Genomic DNA, 12,719 nt, shown 5'->3' on the forward strand with positions numbered 1-12,719 from the left:
CTCTCTTCTTCTTTTTAGTACAATGCTTTTTTATTCAAACTTACCATAACGGGTAGGCAACAGTTTGCGGTCACCTAATGTATTATCTACCCGGGCTACATTGATCCAGAATTTGTTATCACGTACCGATTCGATAGGATAAGCGGCTTTCTCTCGGCTGTAGCTGTGATTCCATTCATTGGCCACCACTTCATATTCAGGATGCGGGGCGTTGACCAATACATTATCTTCTTTATCGGCACTGCCATTCTTCACTTCTTGAATTTCCTGCCAGATGGTTTGCATCACAGTGACGAAATTATCCAGTTCCCATAAACTTTCACTTTCAGTCGGTTCAATCATCAATGTTCCATGAACCGGGAAAGAAAGGGTGGGCGCATGATAGCCATAGTCCATCAGACGCTTGGCGATGTCATTTTCGCTGATACCGGTTTCGTCATGCAGATAGCGGCAATCTAAAATCATTTCATGACCCACAAAGCCCGTAGCACCGGTATATACAATGCCGTAGGTATCCTTGAAGCAAGCTGCCAGATAATTGGCGCTCAGAATAGCAGTCTTGGTGGCATTGGTCAGACCTTCGGCGCCCATCATGCAAATATAACCGTAAGTAATAGGCAGGATTCCTGCGCTACCGTATGGAGCTGAAGAAACCTGATTGGCACTGTTACCCCAAACTTGATGTCCCGGAAGGAACGGAACCAGATGTTCGGCTACACAAACGGGACCTACACCTGGACCGCCACCACCGTGAGGGCTGGCAAAAGTCTTATGCAGATTCAAATGGCATACATCAGCACCGATGGTACCCGGATTGGTCAGACCTACCTGTGCATTCATATTTGCACCATCCATGTAAACCTGTGCTCCGCATTTATGAATAATTTTACAAATTTCTGCAATTTCCGGTTCAAAGATACCATGAGTGGACGGATAGGTAATCATTAATGCAGCCAGATCATCCTTGTTGGCTTCTGCTTTTGCACGTAAATCTTCTACGTCTACATTACCTTTATCGTCACAGGCGCAAGTCACCGTGGTATATCCGCATTGAATGGCTGAAGCCGGATTCGTACCGTGGGCTGATGCCGGAATTAATATCTTGTTGCGGTGTCCCTGTCCGATACTTTCCAGATAAGCGCGGATGATACGAAGTCCTGTATACTCTCCTGCTGCACCTGAATTAGGTTGCAAAGTGACTCCTGCAAATCCGGTAATAACCTTCAACTGCTCGCTTAAGTTATTAATTAATGTCTGATAGCCTTTTGTTTGATCCTCAGGTGCTAACGGGTGTATAGCCATCCAGCCTAAGTTGCTGAGTGGGAGCATTTCCGAAGCGGCATTCAGTTTCATGGTACAAGAACCCAATGAAATCATGGAATGTGCCAATGAGATATCTTTACGTTCCAAACGTTTGATATAACGCATCATTTCGGTTTCAGTATGATACTTGTTGAATACCTCATGGGTGAGGAAGGAAGTACGGCGGCGTAGTTCACGATTCAGTGAGGATGCTTCGGGAATGTCTGTTACTTCTTGAACGGTTTCTTCGGCAGCAATGGAGAAGATGGAAAGTAACAGGTTTACATCTTTCAGGTCGGTGGTTTCATCAATGCTGAAACCTACATCGCCATTATCATAGTAACGGAGGTTTACTTCTTTACTCAATGCGATGGTACGCAGCTTCTGAGCCGAAACATGGTCGGGCAGACTGAAACGCAGGGTGTCAAAGAATAATTCATTATGCTGTACATATCCCAAGCGGGTTAGGGCTTTGTTCAACCAGGTGGTAATGCTATGAATGCGTTTTGCTATATTTTTGATACCTTCCTGCCCATGATAAACGGCATAGAAGCCGGCCATTGTAGCCAGTAATGCCTGTGCGGTGCAGATGTTGGAAGTTGCTTTTTCGCGTTTAATATGTTGCTCACGGGTCTGTAAAGCCATACGGTAGGCCAGTTTGCCATATTTGTCTTTAGACCAGCCGATGATACGTCCCGGCATATTGCGTTTATATTCGTCACGTGTAGCGAAGTAGGCTGCGGACGGACCTCCGTAGAACAAGGGGATACCCAGGCGCTGGGTACTTCCGAATACGATGTCTGCTCCCCATTCGCCGGGAGGAACTAACAATGCCAAACTCATGATGTCAGCATCCACGGCTACTTTACAATGGGCGGCATGTGCCTTTTCCACAAACTCACGATAGTCTTCCACGCTACCGCTGGCATTGGGGTATTGAAGGATGCAGGCAAAGATTTCCGGAGTAAATACCAATTCCTTGTAATTTCCTACTTGGATCTTCATGCCTTGCGGAAGGGCGCGGGTCTGGATGACTGCCAGATTCTGTGGGAAAATCTCTTCATCCACAAACAATACGTTGGCTCCGCTTTTTTGTTGGTCGCGGGTGCGAAGTCCATACATCATGGTGGCGGCTTCGGCAGCGGCGGTAGATTCATCCAGCAATGAGCAGTTTGCCAATGGCATGGCTGTGAGGTCGGATATGACAGTCTGGAAGTTCATCAGTGCTTCCAAACGTCCTTGTGAAACTTCGGTTTGATAAGGAGTGTACGAGGTGTACCACACAGGATTCTCGAATACATTGCGTTGAATGACCGCCGGAGTAATACTGTCATACCAACCCATACCTATATAAGAGGTATAAATCTTGTTTTGTGAAGCTAGTTCGGTAATATGCTCTGCAAACTCCCGTTCCGTCATGGGAGCAGCCAGTGGCAGAGGTTCTTTCAAACGGATTTTGGACGGAATTGTTTTGTTAATCAGTTCATCAAGGCTCTTTACGCCAATCTTTTCCAACATAACGGGAAGGTCTTCTTCCTGTATACCGATATGTCGGTCTGCTAATAAATCTGTTTTCATGGTAGTAGTATATAAGTTGAATTTTAAGTTTTATCTTATCGGAAAAAAGGGTTGTTCGCTTTTTCTGCTCCCACAGTGGTCGGGTCTCCATGACCGGGATAGACTACCGTGTCGGGGGGGAGTACAAACAAACGACTGCATATATGCTCGCGAAGTTCGTCGAAGTTACCTCCTGTAAGGTCTGCACGTCCTATACTTCCTTGGAACAATACATCACCGCTGAAGATACAGTGGGCTTCTTTGCAGTAAAAAACAATGCTTCCCGGCGAATGACCCGGTACATGGATAGCTTCCAGTTGGGTATTGCCGAAAGTAATGATATCTCCATCAAAGATATATTTTCCTAATGGCACGGGTGCTTCGGGCAATTGGAAACCAAACATACGTGATTGTGCCGGTGCTTGTTCCAGCCAAAATTCATCCGCTTGATTTGCTTCGGCTTTTAGCCCGTATTCTTGCAACAGGAATGGGTTGCCGAAAATATGGTCCAGATGGAGGTGCGTATTCAACAAATGTTTCACTGTCAGGCTATTGCTGTCAATATATCTTTTTAAGGCTTGCTTTTCTTCTTCATAAAAGCAACCGGCATCAATAATGACGGCTTCCTTTGTTTCGTCCGATAGCACGTAGCAGTTTACCGGAAACATATTGAATTCAAATTTCTTTATTTTCATGTTTTTTTTATCTATAATTATAAACCGCTGATGGTTACATAAACCACTTTCTTGGTTTTAAAAAAATCTTCCGTGAATTCATTTTTCAGATCATAAAGCATTGTTTTGTGCTTCACGGGCATTGTTTCTTGTTCCAACTCTCCGCCTTTCAGACAAATCAGCCCGTTGGGCAGGGCGTTATGTTGTTCTTGTCTGATGTTTTTACGGATAATTTTTATTAGATCGCCCAAAGGCATGACAGCACGACTTACCACGAAGTCGAATTTCCTTTTTTCTTCTTCGGCGCGGCAATGACGGAAAGTGACATTCTTCAGTCCGATAGCATTGGCTATTTCTGTAGCTACTTTCACTTTCTTTCCGATACTGTCCACCAGATGGAATTGGACTTCAGGGAATAAGATGGCCAAAGGGATACCCGGGAAACCGCCCCCTGTGCCCAAGTCCATAATTTGGGTATCAGGGGTGAAGTTTATCACTTTGGCTATGCCTAGCGAGTGCAATACATGATGTTCGTACAGATTAGTGATATCCTTGCGTGAGATTACATTGATTTTGCTATTCCAATCCGTATATAAATCATACAATGCGGCAAACTGTGTTTTCTGCTGTTCGCTGAGGTTAGGGAAATATTTCAGTATTAATTCCATTCTATACTTAAAATCGTTATTTAATGTATCATATATTTTTCTACCGATGTGTAGGGCAAAGAAAGGGTGATGACTCCTACAGCATAGGGAGCGATATCATATTTGTTATACAGGAAAGATACTTTTTCCTTTTCTAACAAGAAATTGTCGGGTACGTACATATTGGTAGAATTCAAGATGCCTGCATTCTGAAGTCCTTCCAGTGAGGTGATGGAGCTGTCTTCCAGACGGGTAGCCATCTCTGTTATCAGTTCTTCCAGCAACATGTCGCTCATCGGTTTTTCCGATCCTGCCATAAATACATCTTTCAAAGCAAGCAGTTTGCCGGTATTCTTTTCGAAGTTCATCCATTTGTTCCATGAGTTGGGATGTGCCCCGCCTGTATATTCAAAAGTTTCTGCAATGAAATTCAGAATACCTTCTTTGCCTTCGCTGAAATGGGTGGTCAGTCCGTATTCATAATTGTACCATGTGGGAAGTTCGTCTTTGGGAGTTCCATTTTTTATATCTTCCTGATAGAACTCGTTCACATCTTTGCGGTAGTTGTTAATGTAGGTATTTTTAAAAGAATCTACAGCAACTTCCGGATTCATCCGGATATATTCTTTTCCCAAAACGTGGGCTTGTATGGTACGGTTGATGCGTTGTGCTATGCTATCCGCAGCATCAGATTCTGCTAAATAACTATAATCAATAGTAATCTTACAGGCGGGAGAGACTGTGTCATCTTGTAAATGGGCTTGTTCTTCCACCTTTACAGTCTTTACAGTTTCACTATCAATTTGTTTTTGTCCGTTACATCCCGATAATAAAAAGCAGGATACAAGGCAAGTTGCCATAACAGACAATACGAGATTTCTTTTTTTCATAACTTTTTGTTTATTTGCATGGATTACTTATCCTAACTTTCTCCACAAATATAGAATAACTTCGTGAAATGTCCATCTAAAAAGCGAAAATATATTTATCTGTTTGCAACAAGATTGCATGAACTTTTTGCTAAATTTGTCCGTTGATAAGCTATAATAAATAAGTAAAGAAATGAATATGAGCGATATGACAAAAAAACTATATCCCGTTACGGGAATGCATTGTGCGGCATGTGCCGGCAACGTGGAGAAGATTGTAAGGAAGCAAGAAGGCGTGGAAAATGCATCGGTCAATTTGGCGGCGGCTACTTTGGCGGTGACTTATAATCCGGATATTGTGTCTCCGCAACAACTGAAAGAGGCTGTGATGAAAATAGGTTTTGATTTGATAATAGATGAGGATAACTCTGTGCAGGAGCAGGAGGAAGCAGAGCAATCTTATTACGGACAGTTGAAGCGGAAGACTATCGTTGCTTGGATTTTTGCTTTACCGGTAGCTGTTTTGGGGATGTTTCTGATGAATGTTCCGGGAGTAAACTGGTGGATGCTGTTGCTTTCACTTCCTGTTATTTTATATTCGGGGCGTTCTTTCTATATGAATGCCTGGAAACAGACGCTTCAGCGTACCAGTAATATGGATACGTTGGTGGCACTTAGCACCTCCATCGCATTTTTGTTCAGTTTGTTTAATACGTTCTATCCCGAATTTTGGTACAGCCGCGGATTGGAACCTCATGTATATTATGAAGCTGCCACTGTTATAATAGCTTTCGTATTGGTTGGCAAGCTGATGGAAGAGAAAGCAAAAGGAAAAACTTCCACAGCTATTCGTAAACTGATGGGATTACAGCCTCGGACGGCCCGTGTGGTGAAAGACGGCAGGGAAGAGGATATCTTGATAGCCGAACTTCAGGTTGGCGATAAGGTGAGCGTCCGTCCCGGTGAGCAAATTCCGGTGGATGGAGTCATTGTCGGAGGAAACACCTTTATAGATGAGAGCATGATAAGCGGTGAACCTATTCCTGTAGAGAAAAAACAGGGTGATAAGGTGCTGGCCGGCACTATCAATCAGAACGGTGCATTTACTATGACTGCTCAAAAGGTGGGGAAAAATACGGTGTTGGCACAGATTATCCGCATGGTGCAGGAAGCACAGGGGTCTAAAGCTCCGGTCCAGCGTATTGTGGATAAAGTGACGGCGGTTTTTGTTCCTGTTGTCCTTGCTGTGGCTGTTTTTACTTTCCTTGTTTGGATAGTGGCAGGTGGAGCGGATGACTTTTCTTATGCCATGCTTTCAGCAGTGTCTGTTTTGGTTATTGCCTGTCCGTGTGCTTTGGGACTTGCTACTCCCACTGCTTTGATGGTAGGAATTGGTAAAGGGGCCGAATCACATATTTTGATAAAGGATGCGGTAGCCTTGGAGCAGATGCGGAAAGTGGATACAGTGGTACTTGATAAAACGGGTACTGTAACTGAGGGGCGCCCTGTGGTGACCGGATGGTTGCATGATGCCGGATGGCAGAACGAGCATAAGGGAATTCTGTATGCTGCTGAATTGAAATCGGAACATCCGTTGGCTTTGGCTATTGTCGAGGCTTTGAAAAAGGAAGGTGAGAAGCCGGCGCTCATTGATTCTTTTGAGAGTCGGACAGGACGGGGGATTGTGGTGACCCGTGGAAATAAAACTTTTTGGGCAGGAAGCCATCGGTTACTGAAAGATTTTGGAGCGGGAATTTCCGACTTGTTGAAAGGGATGGTGGAGGATTATGAGAAGAGTGGCAAGAGTCTGGTTTATTTTGGCGAGGGAAATACATTGCTGGCGGTTATAGCCATTAGTGACAAAATAAAAGATACTTCCAGACAAGCGGTCAAACAATTGAAGGAGAGTGGAAAGTACATTGTATTGTTGACTGGTGACGGTCATCTTACTGCACAGAATGTGGCCGGAGAAATTGATGCGAATCGTTTTATTTCGGATGCTTTGCCGGTCGATAAGGAGAATGTTATTAAAGAATTACAAGCTGAAGGAAGAGTCGTAGCTATGGTAGGTGACGGCATTAATGACTCACAGGCGTTGGCACGTGCCGATGTAAGTATTGCAATGGGTAAAGGTACGGATATTGCCATGGATGTAGCGATGGTTACGTTAATGACTTCGGATTTGTTGTTGTTACCCAAAGCTTTTAAACTTTCCCATAAAACTGTACGTTTGATCCATCAGAATCTTTTCTGGGCGTTTATCTATAATTTGATAGGCATTCCGGTGGCGGCAGGTATTCTGTTCCCATTGTATGGTATCTTGCTTAACCCGATGATTGCCAGTGCTGCCATGGCATGTAGTTCTGTCAGTGTAGTGTTGAACAGCTTGAGCCTGAATTGGAGAAAGTTGTGATTGAATTAAAAATAAATAAAAAAGCAGCCGTGCATAGATTTTGTTTTGCATGGCTGCTTTTCATTTTTCTATCTTTTAGTTTATAATTCAAAAAGGATTGTTTCTTCCTCTTTGTACTTCTATTCGTATTCCGAAGTTCCCATTCTCCGATTTCATTTCGAAAGCTCCGTTGAAATTATTTCTTTCCCAAGGCAATGCGCTTGGATTCCGTACTTTGTTCCCGTCGGCATCATATTCACCGTATGTGGTGATGTGTAATCCGTTTTTCAATTTAAAGGTTGCACTTTGTAAGGTGGGAGGCATTGATATTGTTCCGAATCCATAGATTCCCATTCCCGGATACATGGGGGTAAATACATGGTTGTAAGACCCTCTGTCATAAATGATATTCATATTGGGACGGAATATTTCATTGTAATTCGCAATCGCATTATTGTTGTAAGGCTGATAATAAAGTTGCGGGGCTATCAGAGGGGGAGGGGCCATAATCATGGAACCCATATCCAGCATAAATCCGTTAAAATTCTTGTAACCATCCAATGAAATGGGCGGAATACTATCTGTTACCACTTCGGACTGCGCAAAGGTAGTAGCGGCAATCAGAAACATAGAAATGGATAGAACCAGCTTTTTCATATACTGTTATTTTTTTTGTTCCGGACAAATATAGGGATATTTTCTAAATTCTGTATCGTTTCTGTTTCCTGTGAATAGATCTTTTCAAATACTTTATGAAGTTCTTCCTCATCGGCTATCAGTTGCCTCAACTCCTGCAGATGTGCAGCATTGGCTGATTGAGGTATCCATAATCTTAAATAACCACCTTCAGCATATTTTTCTTTCAAATGTGTCAGAAAACGTATGTATTGTTTTTCTTTGTCCAGTTCGGGATAGTTGGAAAGACCATATTGTACCGTCCGTCTCAAGGTGATGTCCGGATCAATAATGCGGTCGGCCTCCGCTACAATTTTGCCATAAATGCTACGGGGAACATGCTTGTTGGATGCACGGTGATCTTCTACAGCCTCTTTCATAATCAAAATATGCTCTTCAGGGAACCATTGCCTTAACTTCTGGTCTGCCCATAGTATTTTTCCTGAAATGAGATGGTGGAACTCCCGTCCCTCACAGAGTCCCAGGTCATGGTAAGAGGCAATAACATACACCATCATGCGGCTCACATCATAATATTGAGACAAATTGAGGCTTTCTGCTATAACTTTCAATACATGATCTACACGATGTGCTTTGTCAAAACCAGCGTATCGTGGGATAATTTCACTTGCGATATAGTCGCGGAATTCTATTGGAAAATCATTGATGTACGGCAACATATTCTTTCTTTTGATTGGGGTTGCAAATATACAATAATTATCCCACCTTTGCAGAAAAAAGTAATATGTATCAAATAATTCAACCTACGCCCGATGACTTTGATGAATTGACCTGTTTATGGGAAGCTTCGGTGCGTGCTACTTATCATTTCATACCTGAAGCATATATTCAGAAGTTAAAGCCACTGGTATGGAGTGTTTATCTTCATAGTATGCCGCTTTACATGATTCGTGACAATGCTGGTATAGAAGGATTCATGGGTATTAATGGGACTATGCTTGAAATGCTTTTTGTTCATCCGCGTGCCATAGGTACGGGAATAGGGAAACAATTGATGCGTTATGCTTTGGAGCATTGCCATGTACGTTATGTCGATGTAAACGAACAAAATAAGAAAGCGTCCGGCTTTTATGGCCATTTTGGATTTCGGGTTATTGGCAGGGATGCAAAAGACGCATCGGGCGAACCCTATCCTATTTTACATTTAAAACTGGGAGGTATCATGAAAATTGAAAATTGGGGATTAGTTCCCTATTCTGAGGCTTGGAAACGGCAGACGGAGTTGTTTAATGCCGTGGTGGAAGCTAAACAAGTGGGAAAAACGTATGAGAATAGAATTATTTTTGTAGAACATCCGCATGTCTATACATTAGGCAAGAGTGGAAAGGAAACGAATATGCTGCTGGGGGAGGCACAATTGAAGATGATTGGTGCCACCCTTTATCATATTGATCGAGGAGGGGATATTACTTATCATGGTCCCGGACAATTGGTTTGTTATCCTATCTTGAATTTGGAGGATTATCATTTGGGGTTGAAGGAATATATTCATGTGTTGGAAGAAGCGGTGATCAGGGTCTGCGCATCTTATGGCATTGAAGCCGGGCGAGTGAAGGGAGCGACCGGAGTATGGCTGGCCGCGGGAACTCCGCAGGAACGGAAAATTTGTGCAATAGGAGTGAGAAGCAGTCATTTTGTGACAATGCATGGATTGGCGCTGAATGTAAATACGGATTTGCGCTATTTCAGTTATATCCATCCTTGCGGATTCATGGATAAAGGGGTTACTTCATTACAGAAAGAATTGGGGTGCGAAGTGCCTATGGAAGAAGTGGCAGGACGTTTGCAGAACGAATTATCTGAACTTTTGTAGTTATACCGTATGTGTGGCTTTATACATACGGGGCGGAGGGATTAAAAATCCGATTGTGTTATCATGTTGTCAACTGTAGGGGCAGGGTTTGCCTGCCCAAATGCATAAGCAAACCATTTTTGGGCGAGCGAACCTTGCCCCTACTGGCAAAATGATACGCCATTTTACTTTTGATACATCTTCATATTATGAAGAGAGCTTTTTTTGATTTATTCTTTTATATCTTGGTACAAGAAGCGCTTGATACTTTTCTTGGCTGTTTTTTCAAATTCCTCAGGATATAGCTTGAAGCGGGCTATTTGGGAAAATGCCGGTAATTGTTTGTTCAGTTCAAGGCGGTTTTCTTCCATTACCCGTACAAGGTCTGATTGGCTCAAGCCGTGAGCAAAAGCATCATCGGAATCCGGATAGATTAGGCCCACCAGTTTGTCTTGTTGCAGAATAATCAGTGACTCTGACACGTATGGCATATTGTTTAGCTTGGACTCTATTTCTTCCGGATAAATGTTTTGTCCGGAAGAAGTGAGTAACAGGTTTTTGCAACGTCCTTTGATAAAAACATTTCCGTCTTCGTCTATTGTCGCCATATCGCCTGTATGCAACCATCCTTCAGTATCAATGACTTGCCGTGTCGCTTCCTCGTTCTTATAATAGCCCAACATCAGGTTGGCTCCACGGCATACCAGTTCACCCGCAATGGCTGATGGGTTAGGAGACAGTACTTTGGCTTCCATACGTGCGGCAACTTTTCCGCAAGATGCCAGTTTCAGTTCTGTCCAATGACTATGGCAGATGATGGGACCACATTCAGTCATTCCGTATGCAATGGTGTATGGGAAATCTATCATTTTTAGAAAGGCTTCCACTTCGGCATTGAAAGGAGCCCCTCCGATGATGATTTCGATGAAATTTCCGCCGAAAACTTCCATCGCCTTCTGCTTGATAAGTTCTTTTATCTTATCGCTGATGATGGGAACATGTAATAGCAGTTTACCTAATTTGTTGTCTACCTTGGGAAGAATATTTTTCTTGAATATTTTTTCCACAATCAGTGGCACGCAGGCTATGACGCGCGGGCGGATTTCCGCAAATGATTCGGCTATGATTTTGGGCGATGGCATGCGGGTAAGAAACCATAGATGGGCGCCTGCTGTGAAACCGTAAAGAAAATCGAAAGTCATGCCGAATACGTGTCCCAAAGGTAACATGGATACGACGCTGTCACCTGCTTTCAGACCTATTTTTTCTTTACAGTAGAGCACGTTGGAGAGTATGCTACGATAAGGCAGCATTACGCCTTTGGAATATCCGGTAGTACCTGAAGTGTAATTAATGATGGCCAGGTCTTCTGATTTTTCTTTTTCATAAGAAATATCATCGGGACGAAATCTGCAAGGGAATTTGTGCCCGAATATCTCATTCAGATGGTCGCGGGCATAAGCCAGTTTTTCCGAACGGGATACGGGTACACCGAAATCTTTCAATTCTATGATACCTTCCAAATGAGGCATGGCTGCTTCATTCAAGTTCTCCCATATCTGATCGCCTACGAACAACAGGCGGGCTTCAGAGTGGTTTACAATATTGTGTACCTGATCGGCTTTGAATTCATGTAGGATAGGTACTACTACGGCACCATAGGTGATGACGGCAAGGTAAGTTACTGTCCAATGAGCGCTATTACGCCCGCAGATGGCTATTTTATCTCCCTTCTCAATGCCGGCATTTTCCAGCAAGATATGTATTTTCTCTATTTTACGGGCCACATCTCTGTATTGTAATGTGATGCCTTTATAGTCTGTAAGAGCGTTTAAATACCAATTTGTTTTTATACTTTGCTCGATAAGAGCAATAAAACTCTGTTCTAGTTCCATGATAACTTTTGCACATTTATAGGCTGAGTGTGCGCAAAAGTAGTAAAATGAGGTAAGGGGGATGGGAAATGAAACAGTTTTTTACATTAATTTAACGCCCTGAAAATGTAGATTCTTTTATTATTTTACTTTAAAATGCTAGTTTATAATCGTTTGCCAATTGTTGATGTGTCCCTTTTCCGGAAATGTTATTTGTTCAGTCATAATAGTATTAGAATTCAAAGATTCCGGGGGATAATGTAGGATTGATATAACTGACGTCACGTGTTTGCAATAGCCTGCCATTCAGTGTGTAGAATAATTGTTTGGTGGCCGACGAATTGTTTAGGTTAACAGTAATTACGTACAGAGTGGTTCGTTTAGGAAATTCTATGAGATTTACATTGGTGGCAGTCCACATGGCGTATGGACTCAATGTAAAATCATTATATACGTTAGGTGTCAGTTGATCTGTAGTTTGTAAATCGGTATTAGTCATTACCCATTGGGCATTACCGTTCATCCATACTTCTTTTTCAAAACCATTTTGGGTAAAAGAGGCCACATAATAATTCCCTTGTTGGCTCCAGCTTACGTTCGTGGCATGTGGATATATCTTTTTCAGTGCTATATGAAATGTAGTGGGAGAGGTAGCAGACAAGGTGGTGATCAGTACCCATAATATTACACATATAGAATAACATCTCTTCTTCATGGTATTTAAATGTTTTGATGAGGTTGATAAAACAGCTTGGCTATACTTTTTGTTCGCCGGTATAAAACCTGATTTTGTGGATTTTTTCCACACTTTTGTGGCGTTGTCAACAGGAATCTACACTCCTGAAATGAAAAAGCGTATATGTATGTGGTTGATTTTTAGTTAGATATTAAAATGAGCAGATTTGTGGCACGCTTC

General features: G+C 42.7%; 10 protein-coding genes and 1 pseudogene. 3 read left to right on the forward strand and 8 right to left on the reverse strand.

Annotated features, from left to right (window positions below; genetic code table 11):
• Positions 1-30: 30 nt before the first annotated feature.
• The 4 genes from gcvP to BVU_RS15230 are packed head-to-tail and all read right to left on the reverse strand — an operon-like array spanning position 31 to position 5,070.
• A complete protein-coding gene (gene gcvP / locus BVU_RS15215) occupies positions 31-2,880 on the reverse strand; it encodes an aminomethyl-transferring glycine dehydrogenase (protein WP_005846879.1) in 2,850 nt (949 codons plus the stop codon).
• A 35-nt stretch (positions 2,881-2,915) separates the two neighbouring features.
• On the reverse strand, positions 2,916-3,554 hold the full coding sequence (locus tag BVU_RS15220) for an MBL fold metallo-hydrolase (RefSeq protein ID WP_005846881.1): 639 nt from the start codon (positions 3,552-3,554) through the stop codon (positions 2,916-2,918).
• Positions 3,555-3,571: 17 nt separating this feature from the next.
• Positions 3,572-4,201 carry a 16S rRNA (guanine(527)-N(7))-methyltransferase RsmG gene (gene rsmG / locus BVU_RS15225; protein WP_005846883.1) on the reverse strand — a complete coding sequence of 210 codons (630 nt, stop codon included), beginning with the start codon at positions 4,199-4,201 and terminating at the stop codon, positions 3,572-3,574.
• 20 nt (positions 4,202-4,221) lie between these two features.
• The gene (locus tag BVU_RS15230; protein WP_005846885.1) at positions 4,222-5,070 is read right to left on the reverse strand and encodes a DUF3298 and DUF4163 domain-containing protein; all 849 of its coding nucleotides are present in this window, start codon (positions 5,068-5,070) and stop codon (positions 4,222-4,224) included.
• Positions 5,071-5,248: 178 nt separating this feature from the next.
• On the opposite strand from BVU_RS15230, the gene BVU_RS15235 reads away from it, so the two are divergent.
• A complete protein-coding gene (locus BVU_RS15235) occupies positions 5,249-7,462 on the forward strand; it encodes a heavy metal translocating P-type ATPase (protein ID WP_008781508.1) in 2,214 nt (737 codons plus the stop codon).
• A gap of 87 nt (positions 7,463-7,549) precedes the next feature.
• On the opposite strand, the gene BVU_RS15240 is transcribed toward BVU_RS15235, so the two are convergent.
• Positions 7,550-8,098, reverse strand: coding sequence for a hypothetical protein (locus BVU_RS15240; protein WP_005846888.1), 549 nt, complete (start codon positions 8,096-8,098; stop codon positions 7,550-7,552).
• Positions 8,095-8,796, reverse strand: coding sequence for a phosphohydrolase (locus BVU_RS15245; protein ID WP_005846890.1), 702 nt, complete (start codon positions 8,794-8,796; stop codon positions 8,095-8,097). The genes BVU_RS15240 and BVU_RS15245 overlap by 4 nt, the downstream gene beginning before the upstream one ends.
• Before the next feature lie 212 nt (positions 8,797-9,008).
• On the opposite strand from BVU_RS15245, the pseudogene BVU_RS22845 reads away from it, so the two are divergent.
• Positions 9,009-9,233, forward strand: a pseudogene (locus BVU_RS22845) (GNAT family N-acetyltransferase); the annotation flags it as partial.
• Between the two features lie 66 nt (positions 9,234-9,299).
• Positions 9,300-9,950 carry a lipoyl(octanoyl) transferase LipB gene (gene lipB, locus BVU_RS22850; RefSeq protein WP_032934762.1) on the forward strand — a complete coding sequence of 217 codons (651 nt, stop codon included), beginning with the start codon at positions 9,300-9,302 and terminating at the stop codon, positions 9,948-9,950.
• Between the two features lie 209 nt (positions 9,951-10,159).
• On the opposite strand, the gene BVU_RS15255 is transcribed toward lipB, so the two are convergent.
• Together BVU_RS15255 and BVU_RS15260 are read right to left on the reverse strand one after the other, a co-directional pair.
• A complete protein-coding gene (locus BVU_RS15255; RefSeq protein WP_005846895.1) occupies positions 10,160-11,824 on the reverse strand; it encodes a long-chain fatty acid--CoA ligase in 1,665 nt (554 codons plus the stop codon).
• A gap of 211 nt (positions 11,825-12,035) precedes the next feature.
• The gene (locus BVU_RS15260; protein WP_005846896.1) at positions 12,036-12,518 is read right to left on the reverse strand and encodes a PepSY-like domain-containing protein; all 483 of its coding nucleotides are present in this window, start codon (positions 12,516-12,518) and stop codon (positions 12,036-12,038) included.
• Positions 12,519-12,719: the final 201 nt, after the last annotated feature.

This window comes from Phocaeicola vulgatus ATCC 8482 (genome assembly GCF_000012825.1).
GTDB classification, from domain to species: domain Bacteria; phylum Bacteroidota; class Bacteroidia; order Bacteroidales; family Bacteroidaceae; genus Phocaeicola; species Phocaeicola vulgatus.